13 protein-coding genes are annotated in these 15,661 nt (G+C 62.2%); 5 read left to right on the top strand and 8 right to left on the bottom strand.

The window, feature by feature from the left end:
* Positions 1-571 precede the first annotated feature (571 nt).
* A complete protein-coding gene (locus ACFJIU_RS30590; protein WP_326889526.1) occupies positions 572-2,536 on the top strand; it encodes a M23 family metallopeptidase in 1,965 nt (654 codons plus the stop codon).
* An 18-nt stretch (positions 2,537-2,554) separates the two neighbouring features.
* Here the strand turns inward: ACFJIU_RS30590 and ACFJIU_RS30585 are convergent, their stop codons facing one another.
* The 4 genes from ACFJIU_RS30585 to ACFJIU_RS30570 form a co-directional block, all read right to left on the bottom strand.
* Positions 2,555-3,394 (bottom strand): diguanylate cyclase domain-containing protein, encoded by an 840-nt coding sequence (locus tag ACFJIU_RS30585; RefSeq protein WP_379066392.1) that lies wholly within the window; start codon positions 3,392-3,394, stop codon positions 2,555-2,557.
* Positions 3,395-3,557: 163 nt separating this feature from the next.
* Positions 3,558-5,129: an MFS transporter gene (locus ACFJIU_RS30580; RefSeq protein ID WP_379066390.1), complete on the bottom strand. Its 1,572-nt coding sequence runs from the start codon at positions 5,127-5,129 to the stop codon at positions 3,558-3,560.
* 97 nt (positions 5,130-5,226) lie between these two features.
* Positions 5,227-6,723, bottom strand: coding sequence for a L,D-transpeptidase family protein (locus ACFJIU_RS30575; RefSeq protein ID WP_379066388.1), 1,497 nt, complete (start codon positions 6,721-6,723; stop codon positions 5,227-5,229).
* 157 nt (positions 6,724-6,880) lie between these two features.
* Positions 6,881-7,246, bottom strand: coding sequence for an MmcQ/YjbR family DNA-binding protein (locus ACFJIU_RS30570; protein ID WP_379066386.1), 366 nt, complete (start codon positions 7,244-7,246; stop codon positions 6,881-6,883).
* 158 nt (positions 7,247-7,404) lie between these two features.
* Between ACFJIU_RS30570 and ACFJIU_RS30565 the strand changes: the two genes are divergently transcribed.
* The 3 genes from ACFJIU_RS30565 (at position 7,405) to ACFJIU_RS30555 (ending at position 8,912) form a co-directional block, all read left to right on the top strand.
* Complete coding sequence (locus ACFJIU_RS30565; protein WP_379066384.1) at positions 7,405-7,809, top strand: VOC family protein; 405 nt, start codon at positions 7,405-7,407, stop codon at positions 7,807-7,809.
* Between the two features lie 58 nt (positions 7,810-7,867).
* On the top strand, positions 7,868-8,404 hold the full coding sequence (locus tag ACFJIU_RS30560; RefSeq protein ID WP_379066382.1) for an AAA family ATPase: 537 nt from the start codon (positions 7,868-7,870) through the stop codon (positions 8,402-8,404).
* Positions 8,405-8,510: 106 nt separating this feature from the next.
* Positions 8,511-8,912: a DoxX family protein gene (locus ACFJIU_RS30555; RefSeq protein WP_379066380.1), complete on the top strand. Its 402-nt coding sequence runs from the start codon at positions 8,511-8,513 to the stop codon at positions 8,910-8,912.
* Between the two features lie 8 nt (positions 8,913-8,920).
* Here the strand turns inward: ACFJIU_RS30555 and ACFJIU_RS30550 are convergent, their stop codons facing one another.
* Both ACFJIU_RS30550 and ACFJIU_RS30545 read right to left on the bottom strand, forming a co-directional pair.
* Positions 8,921-9,322, bottom strand: a complete 402-nt coding sequence (locus ACFJIU_RS30550) for a VOC family protein (protein ID WP_379066378.1) — start codon at positions 9,320-9,322, stop codon at positions 8,921-8,923.
* A 32-nt stretch (positions 9,323-9,354) separates the two neighbouring features.
* Positions 9,355-10,758, bottom strand: coding sequence for a PLP-dependent aminotransferase family protein (locus tag ACFJIU_RS30545; protein WP_379073279.1), 1,404 nt, complete (start codon positions 10,756-10,758; stop codon positions 9,355-9,357).
* A 163-nt stretch (positions 10,759-10,921) separates the two neighbouring features.
* On the opposite strand from ACFJIU_RS30545, the gene ACFJIU_RS30540 reads away from it, so the two are divergent.
* Entirely contained in the window at positions 10,922-11,785 is an 864-nt protein-coding gene (locus tag ACFJIU_RS30540) for a DMT family transporter (protein ID WP_379066375.1), read from the top strand.
* Between the two features lie 84 nt (positions 11,786-11,869).
* Here ACFJIU_RS30540 and clpB read toward each other — a convergent pair whose 3' ends face one another.
* Both clpB and ACFJIU_RS30530 read right to left on the bottom strand, forming a co-directional pair.
* Positions 11,870-14,476, bottom strand: a complete 2,607-nt coding sequence (gene clpB / locus ACFJIU_RS30535; RefSeq protein WP_379073278.1) for an ATP-dependent chaperone ClpB — start codon at positions 14,474-14,476, stop codon at positions 11,870-11,872.
* A gap of 243 nt (positions 14,477-14,719) precedes the next feature.
* Positions 14,720-15,577 (bottom strand): DUF4167 domain-containing protein, encoded by an 858-nt coding sequence (locus ACFJIU_RS30530; RefSeq protein WP_379066373.1) that lies wholly within the window; start codon positions 15,575-15,577, stop codon positions 14,720-14,722.
* Between the last annotated feature and the right edge of the window lie 84 nt (positions 15,578-15,661).

The raw sequence follows: 15,661 nt of genomic DNA, 5'->3' as shown, positions 1-15,661 counted from the left end.
TTCGAGGCTTTTTCGGAAGCGAACTTCGCTGTCGCCAGCGGCGCACCGCCCTCGTTGATGAGGCGTATATAGTCGGGTGGCGTTCGAAGTGTCAACAACGATTTCGAGTTTTTTGAATTTTTTGCGACAAATAAATCCGGGGTTTTTTTTCAGCGAGCTCCCGCCCTGCGGTTCCCTTCGGGCAGCCTGTCCTGACGAGCCACCATATATTCGCGGGCTAACGACAAGGAACACCATGGGATGTTTTTCCCGTACCTATTGCGCTGCAGAGCGCGCCGGATATCGCTCGCCGCCCATTACCGGTGGAATGTACGCTAGGCAGCCCTGTAGCAAGAGCCAAAGCCCTATTGCCGCCTTATTGGAAGAAGAGAGCAGTTTTGGTGAAGGCAGCCGTGTCGTCCGCCATTCACCCGCCTCTTATAAGAAGCGACCCGTCAGAGAATGGAGGCACGGCCGGAGTTCCCGCACACGTACGGGGCTTTCGTTGACTTCGTCGGCTGCGGCAGGCAAATGTCATGGCCTTGCAAGAGAACAGAGAAGAAACCGCCTGGGGAAGAAACCGCCTTTTTGAATGCAGGACACGGACGAGGTCATAGCCGAACTCGGCAACGAGCCGCCGCTGATCGCGGACGGTCGCAGCGGTCCGCCTGACCGCCGCGAGGTCTCGGCACGATGGCTGTCAGGCACATTCCTTACCGGCATCACCTCTTCCGTCTTGATGGGCGTGGCTCTCGTCGCCGCCCTCGATGGGCGCCAGCAACTGGCGACGCCGCCGGAAATCGCTGAACTCGCAAGCCTGGCGGATGGTGGAGATTCCGGCGAAGAGGCGAAGACCACACGTCTTGTTGCGCCGCGCCAGATCGCCAAGGCCAAGGACCGGCGGCGCATGGAAGTCTCGATGGTCACCAAGGTCGGCGACCGCGACGTCATCAACACCATGCCCTTCGTCCAGGTAAAGATGGCGCTTGCCGCCAACCACACCACCAACAAGTCCTATCCGCCCTTCGACCCGCTCCAGGTGTTCCGTGACGATGGTTCGGACTCATCCAATCCTGCCCCGGCGCCCGCAGGGCAGATCTACGGCGCCAAGGTCGAAAGCGAGATGAGCCTGAAGACGGTCGATTTCCCGATCGCGACGGCGGCTTTCGACGAGAAGAGCGACCTTTCGGCCGACGAGGTCGAGAAGGTGGTCCGCGGTGCCAGTGCCGGCCTCGGCGATGGTGCCGTCCAGGTCGCGGCTCTGCATTATGTCGACCCGCAGCGTTTCGGTGACCAGCTGACACAGTCGATCGCCGGCTCCTACGACGTCAAGATCGTGCCCGAAAACGTTTCGGTGGCACCACGTGCCGAAACCGAGACTGAGGCGCTGACCTTTGCCGAAGACATTATTCCTTTCACCAAGGACCGCGACATCGCGGAGGCTTTTTCCGATTCCGGCTATACCAATTCCGACGCCTTCGGCATGGCCGAGGCGATAGGCAAGCTTCTCAACACCACGGCGCTCAAGGCGGGCACCGTGCTGCGTGTCGGCCTCGAAGTCCGCGGCGATGCAGCCAAGGTTGTTCGCACTGGCGTCTATGACCGGACCCGCCATATCGTCACCATCGCACTCGACGATCGCGGCCAGTTCGTGCCAGCCGAGGAACCCGATCCCAATCCCGAGTTGCAGACCGCCTTCGACGATTCTCCTCCGGTGGTGGTGCGTGGCAACCTGCCAAGCATCTATGACGGCATCTACCGGGCTGCTTATTCTTATGGCTTGTCGACCAAGATGGCCCAGCAGGTCATCAAGATCCTGGCCTCCGATGTCGACTACCAGGCGCGGCTGACATCGAGCGATCGCCTCGAAGTGCTGTTCTCACAACCCGACAGCGATGACCAGGCTTCCGAGGACTCGGAACTTCTCTACGTATCTGCCGCCATTGGCGGCATGACCCGTACACTCTACCGCTTCCAGCTTCAGGATGGCAGCACCGACTATTTTGACGAGAACGGTCGCAGCGCCGAGCAATTCCTGCTGCGCAAGACTGTGCCGAACGGCACCTTCCGTTCCGGCTTCGGCGCGCGCCGCCATCCGATCCTCGGTTATGTCAGGATGCACACCGGCGTCGACTGGGCGGCCCCCACCGGCACGCCGATCATCGCAGCCGGCAACGGCGTTGTCGAAAAAGCCGGCTGGGCCGCCGGCTACGGCAAACAGACGATCCTTCGCCACGCCAATGGCTATGAGACATCCTACAACCACCAAAGTGCCTTCGCGCGTGGAGTCCAGCCGGGAGCGCGCGTCCGACAGGGCCAGGTGATCGGTTATGTCGGCACCACAGGTCTGTCGACCGGCGCGCACCTTCACTACGAGCTGATGGTCAACGGCACCAAGGTGGATCCGATGCGTGTGCGCCTGCCCACCGGCAAGGTGCTGCAGGGCGACGACCTGGTCGCCTTCAAGCGCGAACGCGAACGAATCGACGATCTGCTGAAGCAGCAGAACGGCACGGGCCTCAAGGTCGCCAGCGCAGGCGCAGCCACGAGCAAATAGCGACCTTCCAGAATCGGTTCAGTTGGCGATCGCACTGCCGTGCAGATCGCCACGTCCCAGCAGGCCGCGCCGCGACGGCTTGGCGGCATACATGGCCTGATCCGCCGCACTGATGAGCGCATTGGCATCAAGGCCGTCATCCGGGAAGACTGCAATGCCGACAGTGGCCCCGACTTCCAGTTGCCGCTCGCCGACCTGTCGCACCTTGCCGATATCGCGCGAAAGCCGTTGCGACAGGAAGAGCACGGATTCCCGACCAGGCACGGAGGGCACGACGATCCCGAATTCGTCGCCACCGAGCCGGGCTGCGGTAGCTCCGGCCGGAGCCGCTTGCGCGATCTGCTGCGCGACATCGATCAGCACCTCATCGCCGATCGCATGCCCATGCATGTCGTTCACCGGCTTGAAACGATCGAGATCGATGAACAGGACAGCGCAATTCGACTGGGATTGACTGGCGCTTTCGATTGCATGGGTCAGTGCTTCACGGAAACGCCGGCCATTGGCGAGGCCTGTCAGAGGATCGTGTCGCGCGGAATCATGGGCCAGCTGTTCGGCCGCCTCGCGACGCCTGATCTCGTGGGCAAGCTGCCTTGTCCGAATGACCAGAGCGATCAGAGAGGCAACACCGACACAGAGAAGCAGCGCGAGGATTTCATCGAGCTGCCAGTCCTCGTGAGCACGCGTGACCTCATAGAGCCATTCGAAAAGCTCGATCCTGACCGCGAGGGCAAAAAGCACGCCGACCAGCAGTATCCAGCACCCGGCAAGGGCAAGCATGCGTCGATCTGGCCATTGGCGACCGCCAACTGCGATCTCGGAAGAACCCAGCTCCCGCCGCAGATCATTCTTCGCCATGCACGCCCCCACTCGACGACAGGATCACGTCGTGTGTCTGTCTGGATTTTAGCACACTAGCGTCAGCAAATATCGTTCAATAGAAGCGCATCGCTTTATTAGGCGGTGGTCACCACAGCCGTGGCCCGATGATGAGCCATTCCTTACCGTGACCGTTCAAAGTTTAATGAGTTGCCGGACCTGCCGCAGCCTCGTCAGGCGGCGACGCCGGCCGTGCGGGCTGCGTCAGCCATGCGGTTATGGCCGCGACGAAACACATCGCTGCCGAGATCGCCGCAACGGCCTGGAAAGCACGGCCCGTTGCGCTTGCACGCAAAGCCTCCGCAGCCGGCTCGATGACGAACTGCGGCAACACTCCGAACTCCACGCCGCTCGCCGGACCGCCGGCAACGGCGTAGACCAGTCCGACCACCGCGCCCAGCGCGGCGACGGCCATCAGGCCGGCGATCCGCGCAACTGCGTTGTTGATGCCGGATGCAGCACCGGTGTCGCGATCATCGACCGACGTCATGATTGCCGTCGACAAAGGCGATACCACCAGCGCCATGCCAAGCCCCATCAGTGCCGCAAGCGGGAAAACACCGCTCCAGAAGCCATGAAAATCGGTCCCCGCCAACAAAGCCAGTCCGACAAATGCCAGCCCCACGACGAAACTGCCGAGGGTGATCGGCAGGCGTGCTCCAGTCCGATCGGACCATCGACCGACTGGGCCCGACAACAACGCGATCGCCGCCGACAATGGCAGGAAGATGAACCCCGCTTCCGCGGTGCTCAGCCCCCAGCCTGCGATCAGGAGCATCGGCAGGTAGAAAAGCACCGCCGACAGCGCGAAATACAGAAAGAAGGTCGCGGCATTGGCGCCGGAGAAGGCAGCAATCCGAAACAGCCTGAGATCGACCATCGGTTCGCGATGGCGGCTCTCCCACAACAGGAACACCGCAAGCGCGGCAAGACCGATCAGAAAGGCGGCGATGTTGACCATGACCGAGCCATTGCCGCCTTCCGAACTCATCGCGGTCAGCCCGTAAGCCATGCCGCCGAAGGCCAGTGTGGCCAGCGCCGCACCGCCGAGATCCAGGCCTTTTTGCTGCGTTGGAGAATCGGCAGGCACCTTGGCAAGCAGCAGCCAGATCGCAATCGCGCCGAGCGGCAGGTTGATGGCGAAGATCGCACGCCAGACGCCTGCGCCGAAGCTGGAGAGCACCATGCCGCCGAGGACCGGACCGAGGGCTGTTGTCAGGGCCGACGCAGCCGCCCAGATACCGATGGCGCGACCCCGCTCGGTTTTCGGGTAGGCCTTGGCGATGATGGCAAGGCTGCCGGGCACCATGACGGCGGCGCCGATACCCTGGATCGCCCGAAACAGGATGAGCAGCGGCGCGGTCGGCGCGAACGCGCAGGCGATCGATGCGGCAATGAACAGCGCGATCCCGGCAACGAAGGCGCGGCGCAGACCGAACCGGTCTCCGGCCGCCCCGCCAGCCAGGATGAGCGCGGACAGCGTCAACGCGTAGGCATTGGAGATCCACTGCGCCTCGACGAGGCTTGCACCGAGATTGGCGCGCAGCACCGGCATGGCGATCGAAAGCACGGAGCCATCGATGAAGCCCAGCGCGGAGGCGAGAATGGCGGCGATCAGCACATAACGACGGCTGCGCTGAGGACAGAAGGTTTCCTTCGAAGCCAAACCGCCGAGAACGCTGGCATTAATGCCTGTATCACTGCTCGCCTGCATGGCTTTGCTTAGCGCAGCCTTGCTGCGACCGGTATCGATTTTCGGACCAAACGTTGCGTCAAATCGAAAACGCGGCCTGTTTGTCCTCAAACGGGGGCTATTCGATGAAATCGACCGGAACGCCGGGTTTCACCAACCTGGCCAGTTCGGCAGCATCCCAGTTGGTCAGACGCACGCAGCCATGGCTTTCGGTCTTGCCGATCTTCGACGGCTCCGGCGTACCGTGGATACCATAGGTCGGCTTGTCGAGCGCGATCCAGATCGAACCGACCGGACCGTTCGGTCCCGGCGGGATGGTCAGCACCTTGTCGTTGGCGCCCTGCTTGAAATTGATCTTGGGATTGTAGGTGTAGTTCGGGTCGAAAGCCACGCGTGACACGGCGTGCGTTCCGGTGGGCGAGGGTGTATCGGACGAGCCGATCGTTGCCGGATAGGCAGCGACCAGTTTGCCTGACCCGTCATAGGCCCGAACCTGCTTGCGGCCCTTGTCGGCAATGATGTGCGTGACCGGGGTCTGCGCCAACCTGCCGAAATTGACGACTTTCACCAGCGTTCCCGGCCGGTTGAAATGGACACCTGGATTGATCGCCTTGAGATAGGCCTCGTCCATATGGAAACGTTCGGCGAGCGCCTCGGTCACCGAGGTAAAGCTCATCCGTTCCAGCGTCGCCTTCTGGCTGTAGTCTTCCGGGATCGACGCGACATACGGCCCAGCCGCATCCTCGGGGGTGATGGAATAGCTGGCGAATGCCGGTCCGCCCGTCTTGTCCAGCTCGGCCTTGATGGCCGCTACATCGGTCGACTTGAGATTGGTGCCGGTTATTTCGCGATAGGCAGCGAGCGCCTTGTCCATGTTGGAGCCAAAGCGACCGTCGATCGCACCGGGCGAAGCGCCGGCGCGGTCGAGCAGCACCTGCAGCGCGGCGATGTCTTCGCGCGCGCCCAGCGACAGCGAAGGATTGATCGCCGACTTGCCCCCGGTCGATGGCTCGGTCGGAGCGACCGAACCATCCGGTGACGTCGGTTGCGCCGGATCGATCGACGCTTCCTTCAATGGCTGCCGCTCCACCGGTTGCGGTGCGGGAATGCCCTCGCGGTTGGCCGGCAAGGGATCACCATAGCGATCACGCTGGCCGGGCGCCGGCGGAAAAGTCTCGACCATGCCCCCGTCGGCGGGAGGAGGATTGTCGTAAAATCCGCTGTCGTCTTCCGGATACTGGTAGGCACGCCGATCTTCCATCTGCCGGCGGCGAAAACGGGCCATGTCTTCGGGATCGTCGAGATAATAACGCTCGTCGTCAGGCACGCGCTCGACACGCCGTTCCCGGTTTTCAAGACGCAAGGCACGCCGGTCAAAACGCGTCTGCGGCGGCTGGATCGCGATGACCTTGCCGGTATAGGGATCGACGATGACGCGGTTGCCTTTGCCGTCGTAGAAAACCTGATAGTCGCCATTCTGGGCGACCTGGATACCCTCATCTGTGCTTGCGACGCTGCTTTCCGCGATTGGCTGGTGGGTTGGCGCGGCCTGGGCGCTGAAGGCCAGCGTCACGCCAAGCGTCAGGGCTGAAAGCGAAAGCATCGTGCGCAGCATATAGTCCGAAGTCTCCGGCGCGTTCCGTCACCGATCTGGTCCACCGGTCAGGAGCCATACGTCTCCTGCGAGGCCATGATCCGCCTAACGATTCAACCATGAACTGGGCATGAACATGGCGGATTCGCAAGACCTGCGCGTTGAAAGCGCCGTCGCGCTACTCCTCCAATCCGAGTTCCCGCCGCTCGCGCCGGGCCAGATTGCGTGCAGCGAGGCGATGGCTATCCCTCAGGTAATCCTTCAGCGCCTCGTCATCCATGCTTTCGCTTGTCACGCGCTGGATCCATTTCATTCCGCGCGAGGCAAGATAGGGCGCCGGCCTGCAGCCGGGCTGTTCCTTCAGGATATCGTACGCCATGTCCGAACACTTGAAGGTGAAGAAGGGAATTTCAGCTTCCTTGCTCCAGCCGCCGATTGCGAAGACTTTGCTGCCAACCTTCCACACATGGGCGCCGCCCCATTGCACCACATGATGGCTGGCTGGCAGCGAAGCACAGAAGCCATTGTATTCGTCGAGCGTCAAATCGGCCTCCGTTGAATCGCGATACCCGGCGCTTTATCGCTTCTGCGGCGCTTTGGAGCAATTCCAGACAATTGGCATCTCGAACACCGGCAAGTGGCGCAGGCCAGAATCGATAGGCCGGCCTAAAAAGCCTCATCGGATATCCAAGGGACGTGCCCATGTTCAGCCACGTGACTGTCGGCGTCAGCGACCTCGATCGCGCAGGGCGCTTTTATGACGCCGTGCTTTTGCCGCTGGATCTTCAACGGCGCCCCGTCACGCCCGACGGCGGCCCGGCATCCGCCTGTTGGGTGGGCAAGGACCACACCTTGCCGCGTTTCTACGCCTATATTCCCTTTGACGGCAGACCAGCGAACGCTGGTAACGGCTCCATGGTCGCGTTCCTGGCTCCTTCTCCGGAGGCCGTTTCGACTGCCCACGCCGCGGGTGTTGCCGCAGGTGGATCAGACGAAGGCGCGCCGGGTTCTCGCCCCCACTACGGCGATGGCTATTTCGGCGCTTATCTCCGCGACCCCGACGGCAACAAGGTGCATATCGTCCACCGCGGCGACATTCGGAACTGATCATCCCGCCGGCGTCGCCAAACTTGGACGCTCCGGCCGCATCGTGTAAGAGGCGGCCATGATAAGCTTTGCAGGCGAGATCCTGATCCTGACCGGAGCACCGGGATCGGGCAAAACCACCACCGCCAAGGCACTCGCGGCGGAAGGGGGATCGGCAAAAGTCCATCTTCATTCCGACGATTTCTGGTACTTCATCAAAAATGGCGCCGTCGCGCCCTATCTGCCGGAAGCCCATCAGCAGAATGCCGTGGTGATCGATGTCCTCGCCAGCGCGGCAGAGGGTTACGCGAAAGGCGGTTTCTTCGTCATCGTCGACGGCATTCTCGGCCCGTGGTTCCTGGAACCTTTCACGACACTTGGCGTACCGCTGCACTATGTGGTGCTGCGGCCTCCTCTTGAGGTAGCCATTCGCCGCTGCCACGACCGCGGCGGTGACACGCTGACGGACCCGGAGCCGATCGCCGCACTGCACCGGCAACTTTCCGACTTGGGGGAACTGGAACGGCATGCCATCGACATCGGCAACCAGGCTCGTGAACAAACGCTTGCCACTGTAGTTGAAGCCCTGCGCGGCGGCACGTTTCGTTTGTCCTGACCGACCGCGTTGCCACGGATCAGCAACAGCTAAAATCTCGAACAGTTTATTGCCCTGTTATCGGGTGCGGCCGCTATCAGTACCGGGCTGAACACGGAAGAAGCCCATGATCGACATCGATGCACTGCGACCGCAATTTCTAAGCATACTGCGAATTGTCAGCGCCCTCACCCTGCTGCAATACGGCACGGGAAAGTTGCTGGGGTTCCCAGCCCTCGAGCGCGTCCCGGCGATGTTTTCCCTGCCATGGGTTGCCGGCACCCTGGAACTGATCGGCGGCGCCCTGCTTCTGCTCGGCCTGTTTACCCGGCCTGTCGCCTTCGTCATCTCCGGCCTGATGGCATTTGCCTACTGGATCGGCCATGCGCCGAATTCGATCTTCCCGATCCTCAACGGCGGCAACCTCGCCATCGTCTATTGTTTCGTGTTTCTGTACCTGTTTGCCGCGGGCCCGGGTCCATGGAGTCTCGATGCCTACCGGAAATCGCCAGCGTCCGCTGCGGCCTGAACCAAATTTCAGGCTTCACTCTTCGGCTCGTCATAGTGGATGAAGGCGAGCTTGTTGCCGTCGGGGTCGCGCACATAGGCGCCATAGAATTCGCCACCATAGCGCGGCCGTCGGCCAGGATCGCCTTCATTGGCACCACCATTCTGCAGGGCGATCGCGTGAAGACGCGCGATACGGCTTGGTCCATCGATAAGGAAAGCGGTCATCGCGCCATTGCCCGCACTGGAAGGCCTGCCATCGAACGGATATCCGATCGAAAACCGTGTAAAGGTTGTATCGCCCCTGCGCCCCCACGAAGCGGATGTCTCATCGAGGAAGCACTGATCGAGCCCCATCTCGGCAAACAGTGGCTGATAGAATCGAAGCGCCCGCTCCATGTCGTCGACACCGATGCTGGTATAGCTGATCATTCCGCCTCCCGGTTTTCGCTATCGCAATCAACTCAACCGTGCATGGCCTTGGCCAGTACGTCGAACACCTTTGGATCCTGCGACTGAGCGACGTTGAAGCGCAGGAAACCATTCGCCGTCCGAGACAGGCTGAACGCATTGCCCGGTGCCAAAACCACACCATCGGTCAGAGCACGGCGGGCAACGTCGGCCGCGTCGAACCCAACCGGCAGACTGCACCATAGGAACATGCCGGCACGCGGTTCGATCCAGGGCCTGATACCGAGCGGCTCGAGCCGCTTCGACGTATCGACCATTGAAGCCGACAGGCGCTGCCGCAATGTTTCGACATGCTTGCGGTAGCTGCCGTCCTTGAGCAGGGAAAGCACCAGTTCGGCTGAAAGGTGCCCGCCGCCGAAAGTGGTCGAGATCTTTAGGTCAGTCAGCCGTTCGACCCAGTCGCGCGGCGCCGCGATGAAGCCGCAACGCACCGACGCGGACAGCGTCTTGGAAAAACTGCCGATATGGACCACGCGGGAGAGCCCGTCGAATGCCGCCAGCCGCGGAGCCGGCTCCGTCTCGAAATCGGCGAAGATATCGTCCTCGACGATGGTCACCTCGAACTGGTCCGCCAGCTTCAGCAGGCGATGCGCGGTGACTGGCGAGAGGGTTGCACCGGTTGGATTGTGCAGCGCGGAATTGGTGATGTAGAGGCGCGGCCGATGCTCGGTCAGCGCCTGCGCGAACAAATCGAGGTCCGGCCCGGTCGGCGTATAGGGCACGCTGACGATGCTGGCGCGGTGCGCTCGCAGCAACGCATGGAAATTGAAATAACACGGATCGTCGACCAGTACGGTATCGCCGGGCTCGATGAGAAGCCGGCACAGGAGGTCGATCGCCTGCGTGCCCGACTCCGTCAGCATGATCTGGTTAGGGGAAGCCTCGATGCCGTGCTCGCCCATGCGCCTCGCAAGCAGTTGCCGCAACGGCGCCAGCCCGAGCGGCGTGCCATAGTCAGCCAGCGTCGCATCCCCGGCATGGGCAAGGCCGCGCAGCGCGCGCCGCAACGCCTGCTGTGGCATCCAGTCGGCGGGCAGCCAGCCACAACCGGGCTTCAATACCCCCTCTCCGGCCTCCAGGGACTGCCTCGAAATCCACAGCGGATCGATCTCGCGATCGAGCCTCGGGCCGACCTCGGCAAGCGAAAGCGGGGCCAGCGGACCACAGACATAGAAGCCTGATCCCGGCCGCGAGCGGATCACACCCTCCGCTGCCAGCCGCTCATAGGCCTCCACCACCGTGGAGGTGGAGACCAGCATGGTCTTGGCGAAGGCCCGCACCGAAGGCAGCTTGGCGCCGGGCGTCAATTGCCGTGCGCCGATACGCTGCCGCACTGTCGCCATGACGGTCTCGATCAGCGTCCCGTCCTTGCTTGCGGGTGCAGCAATCCCGTCCATCTGTATTGCCATCGTATCCATAACAGTTTGATTGAATTGTATCTCAGCGTATCTGGCGGCGCTACCCCCGTCCCGACGATAAGAGCGCAACGATTGCAGGCAAATATCCCGTCAAGTTGCAGACTTTACGGACAAGGATCATGCGAAAAGGAAGAGTGTACGCGTGGACAAGACGACGAGTGGATGGCTCAACGGTTTCCTGGGGGTGCTGATCTTCAGCGGTTCGCTGCCGGCAACACGGGTCGCGGTGATGGATTTCAGCCCGGTCTTCCTGACGGTGACACGCGCGGCTCTCGCCGGCCTGCTTGGCCTCGCCCTTTTGCTGGCCTTTCGCGAGAAGCGCCCAAGCCGGGACGACCTGATCTCACTCACCATCGTGGCGCTCGGCGTCGTGGTCGGCTTTCCGCTGCTCACCGCACTGGCGCTCGAGCACGTCACTTCAGCACACTCCATCGTCTTCATCGGCCTGTTGCCGCTTGCGACGGCGATCTTCGGCGTGCTGCGCGGCGGCGAACGGCCGCGTCTGGCCTTCTGGGTGTTTTCCTGCCTGGGTAGCGCGCTGGTTGCCGGATTTGCGTTGTCGCGCGGCCTTTCCGCCTCGCCGGTGGGCGACGCCCTGATGCTGGCGGCCATCGTCGTCTGCGGGCTGGGTTATGCGGAAGGTGGAAAACTGTCGCGACGGCTGGGCGGCTGGCAGGTGATCTGCTGGGCACTGGTGATTTCACTGCCGCTGATGCTGGTGCTGACCTTCGTCACCTTCCCGCCCTCCCTGGCCGGTGTCGGCATGCCGGCATGGATAAGCCTCGCTTACGTGTCGCTGTTCAGCATGCTGATCGGCTTCGTGTTCTGGTATCGCGGACTGGCGCAGGGCGGCATCGCCGCAGTCGGGCAGTTGCAGTTGCTGCAGCCTTTCTTCGGCCTCGCCTTGGCGGCTTTCCTGCTGCACGAACAGGTCAGCCCCGCCATGGTGGTCGTCACCATCGGTGTGGTCATGTGTGTCGCCGGCGCCAAACGGTTCGCCAGGTAGAACGTACTTTCGATACGAAAAAACGCGCCTCTTCACCTGAAGAGGCGCGCCTGGTTTTGACAACAGCTGTTGCGTGAACTGCTGTTATGCAGCTTGTTCGGCCACCACGGTCGGCTTCGAACGGAAATTCAACCTGTCCGAGCCGGCGGTCACCTTGACGGTCGAGCCATCGAGGATCTCGCCCATCAGGATTTTCTCCGCCAGCGGATCCTGCAGTTCCTTCTGCATCACCCGCTTCAGCGGCCGTGCACCATAGGCCGGATCGTAACCCTTGTCCGCCAGCCACTCGACAGCCTCATTGTCGAGGTTGAGTGTGATCTTGCGATCGACCAGCAGCTTCTCCAGCCGCTTGAGCTGGATCTCGACGATCTGACCCATGTCCTTGCGGCGCAGCCGGTGGAACAGGATCACTTCGTCGATGCGGTTGAGGAATTCCGGACGGAACGAGGCTTTCACCACCGCCATCACCTCATCGCGTACAGCATCGACATCCTGGTCTTCGCCGAGACCGACGAGATATTCGGCACCGAGGTTCGACGTCATGATGATCAGCGTGTTGCGGAAGTCGACCGTACGGCCTTGCCCATCGGTCAGCCGGCCGTCATCCAGCACCTGCAACAGGACGTTGAAGACATCCGGATGCGCCTTCTCGATCTCGTCGAACAGCACGACCTGATACGGGCGCCGACGCACGGCTTCGGTCAGCGCACCACCTTCCTCATAGCCGACATAGCCGGGAGGGGCGCCGATCAGACGGGCAACCGAGTGCTTCTCCATGAACTCCGACATGTCGATGCGCACCATCGCGGTCTCGTCGTCGAACAGGAACGAGGCGAGCGCCTTGGTCAGTTCGGTCTTGCCGACACCGGTCGGTCCCAGGAACATGAACGAGCCGATCGGCCGGTTCGGATCCTGCAGGCCGGCACGGGCACGCCGTACAGCCTTGGATACAGCCTGCACCGCTTCGCCCTGACCGACGACGCGCCTGGCGATCTCATCTTCCATGCGCAGCAGCTTTTCGCGCTCGCCTTCCAGCATCTTGTCGACCGGAATGCCGGTCCAGCGCGACACGATCTGGGCGACGTGATCCGGCGTGACCACTTCCTCGACCATGCCGCCGCCCTGCCCGTCGCGAGCCTCGGCATCGGTGAGCTGCTTTTCCAGCTCGGGGATCCTGCCATAGGCAAGTTCGCCGGCACGCTGGAACTCACCTTTGCGCTGTGCGATGGCCAGTTCGTTGCGGGCGTCGTCGAGATCTTTCTTCAGGTCTGCGGCGAGCCCGAGCTTCTGCTTCTCGGCCTGCCACTTCGCGGTCAAGGCGTCGGACTCTTCCTCGAGCCCGGTCAGCTCCTTTTCGAGCCGGACCAGACGATCCTTGGAAGCGTCGTCCTTCTCGACTTTCAGCGCTTCGCGCTCGATCTTCAGCTGCATGATACGGCGGTCGATTTCATCCAGCGCTTCCGGCTTGGAATCGACCTGCATCCTGAGGCGCGAGGCCGCTTCGTCGACCAGGTCGATCGCCTTGTCGGGCAGGAACCGGTCGGCGATGTAGCGATTGCTCAGCGAGGCCGCCGAGACCAGCGCCGAGTCCGAGATGCGCACCTTGTGGTGCTGCTCATACTTCTCCTTCAGACCGCGCAGGATCGAGATCGTGTCCTCGACCGTCGGCTCCTCGACAAAGACCGGTTGGAAGCGACGGGCAAGGGCCGCGTCCTTCTCGATGTATTTGCGGTATTCGTCGAGCGTGGTCGCTCCGACGCAGTGCAGTTCGCCGCGTGCGAGCGCGGGCTTCAGCAGGTTGGAGGCGTCCATCGCGCCATCCGCCTTGCCAGCGCCGACCAGCGTGTGCATCTCATCGATGAACAGGATGATACCGCCGGCTGCCGAAGTGACTTCGTTGAGCACCGCCTTCAACCGCTCTTCGAACTCGCCGCGATATTTCGCACCTGCGATCAGCGCCCCCATGTCGAGCGCCATCAACTGCTTGTCCTTCAAGCTTTCCGGCACGTCGCCATTGACGATACGCAACGCAAGGCCCTCGGCGATCGCCGTCTTGCCGACGCCGGGCTCACCGATCAGCACGGGATTGTTCTTGGTGCGGCGCGACAGCACCTGGATGGTGCGGCGAATCTCGTCGTCGCGACCGATGACCGGATCGAGCTTGCCGGCACGGGCGTCCGCGGTGAGATCCCGTGCATATTTTTTCAGCGCATCGTAGCCCTGTTCGGCGGAGGCGGAATCCGCGGTACGGCCCTTGCGGATATCATTGATCGTGGCATTGAGCGCCTGTGCGGTCACACCGGCCTTGGACAATATGTCGGCGGTCTTGGCGGACTTCTCCATGGCGAGAGCCTGCAGCAGTCGCTCCACGGTCACGAAGCTGTCGCCCGCCTTCTTGGCAAGGTCCTCAGCGGTCGAGAACACCTTGGCCAGCGGTTGCGCCAGGTAAAGCTGGCCATTGCCGCCTTCGACTTTGGGCTGGGCATTGAGAGCCGCGTCGACAGCGACTTCGACATCGCGCGGGCGCCCGCCGGCGCGCTCGATCAAAGACGCGGCAAAACCCTCGTCATCGTCGATCAATGCCTTCAGGATATGTTCCGGGGTGAACTGCTGGTGGTTGCGGTTCAGTGCATACTGCTGTGCGGACTGGATAAAACCGCGGACGCGTTCGGAATATTTTTCAAGGTTCATCATTGTCTCCTTCCGTCACCGGCCCGCTTTGCGGCACCGGATCAGCCTTGGTGACGGACCCGCTCGTCTGAGCCGGATCCTGTTCAGCCGTGATATGGGACGTAAGCCCTTGTCTCTCAAGACGCATTGATACCGATCAAGGCAGATATTTATCCGAGCCGCCCGAGGAGGGACTATAGCCCAGCCAAACAAAAACGGCGGAGATTTCTCTCCGCCGTCCGTGATCTCGAAGGGAACCTGTGCTCAGCTGTCGGCGCCGGCCGTTTCAGCCGTATCGGCAGGCGCTGCCTCGGCAGCTTCAGCCTTCGGCTTGCGCGGCCGCCGCGTGGTCTTGCGCGGCGCTACCGCTTCAGTTTCTGCCTCACGCGCTTCGGCATGGGCGGCAAGCTGCGCCGGGTTGAAACTCTCGAACTGTGGTGCCGGTTCAGCAACGGTCACCGGCGTCGGCTCTTCGGCTGCGACGACCGGAGCAGCTTCTGCCGGGGCGGCAGCCTGGGGCTGCCCATCCTCGCGCCTGTTGCCGTTTTCTCCGCGCGGGCCACGGTCTCCACGCGGCCCATTCTGGCCGTGGCCATTGTTGTGGCGGCGATCGCGATGGTGGCGATTGCCATTGTCACGGTTGCTGTCTCGGTAGCCACCTTCGCGGCCATTGTTGTCGCGGCCGCCCTCGGAGTTGAGCGCCACTTCGGCGGGAGTGCCTTCAATCACCGGCTGTGGGCCGGAACCGTGATTGGCCGGCTGCTGGCCTTCGCCCGCATTCCCGCTGTTGTCGAATTCATCGCGCTCTTCATCGAGTTCGTCATCGAAATCGTCGCGGTTCTGCTGGAAATTCTGGATCGGCATCTGTGCCTGGGCGGCGGCAATGATGCGGTTGTAGTGTTCGGCATGCTGGAGATAGTTCTCAGCCATCACGCGGTCACCCGAGCTCATCGCATCACGGGCGAGGGTCGCGTATTTCTCGGCGATCTGCTGGGCGGAACCGCGGATCTTCACATCCGGACCGTTGCTCTCGTAATTGCGGTTGAGCGGGTTCGGCCCTTTGCGGTTGTTGTTGTTATTATTATTGTTGTTGCCGCCGCCGCCATTGTTGCGACCGCGCATGCGTCTATTCTGCTGTTGTGGCCTCATAAGGGTCTCTTCGCTTCAAAAACTTGAAAATCTTCGCATACGGCGGCGCTCATGCAG

Origin of the sequence: Mesorhizobium sp. UC74_2, assembly GCF_042701485.1 — a bacterium.
GTDB lineage: Bacteria > Pseudomonadota > Alphaproteobacteria > Rhizobiales > Rhizobiaceae > Mesorhizobium.
Note: the sequence above shows the minus strand (reverse complement) of the source record. Positions and strands in the feature narration are given on the sequence as shown.

Bases quoted from the DNA above. Each gene is read 5' to 3' on its own strand.
- ACFJIU_RS30550 (WP_379066378.1), bottom strand. From the start codon at position 9,322: ATGATCAGCTATACCAGCATCGGTGTCGACGACATGGAGCGGGCGCTT.
- clpB (WP_379073278.1), bottom strand. From the start codon at position 14,476: ATGAACCTTGAAAAATATTCCGAACGCGTCCGCGGTTTTATCCAGTCC.
- ACFJIU_RS30565 (WP_379066384.1), top strand. From the start codon at position 7,405: ATGTTCAGCCACGTGACTGTCGGCGTCAGCGACCTCGATCGCGCAGGG.
- ACFJIU_RS30555 (WP_379066380.1), top strand. From the start codon at position 8,511: ATGATCGACATCGATGCACTGCGACCGCAATTTCTAAGCATACTGCGA.
- ACFJIU_RS30530 (WP_379066373.1), bottom strand. From the start codon at position 15,577: ATGCGCGGTCGCAACAATGGCGGCGGCGGCAACAACAATAATAATAAC.
- ACFJIU_RS30560 (WP_379066382.1), top strand. From the start codon at position 7,868: ATGATAAGCTTTGCAGGCGAGATCCTGATCCTGACCGGAGCACCGGGA.
- ACFJIU_RS30585 (WP_379066392.1), bottom strand. From the start codon at position 3,394: ATGGCGAAGAATGATCTGCGGCGGGAGCTGGGTTCTTCCGAGATCGCA.
- ACFJIU_RS30590 (WP_326889526.1), top strand. From the start codon at position 572: ATGCAGGACACGGACGAGGTCATAGCCGAACTCGGCAACGAGCCGCCG.
- ACFJIU_RS30545 (WP_379073279.1), bottom strand. From the start codon at position 10,758: ATGGACGGGATTGCTGCACCCGCAAGCAAGGACGGGACGCTGATCGAG.
- ACFJIU_RS30575 (WP_379066388.1), bottom strand. From the start codon at position 6,723: ATGCTGCGCACGATGCTTTCGCTTTCAGCCCTGACGCTTGGCGTGACG.
- ACFJIU_RS30580 (WP_379066390.1), bottom strand. From the start codon at position 5,129: ATGCAGGCGAGCAGTGATACAGGCATTAATGCCAGCGTTCTCGGCGGT.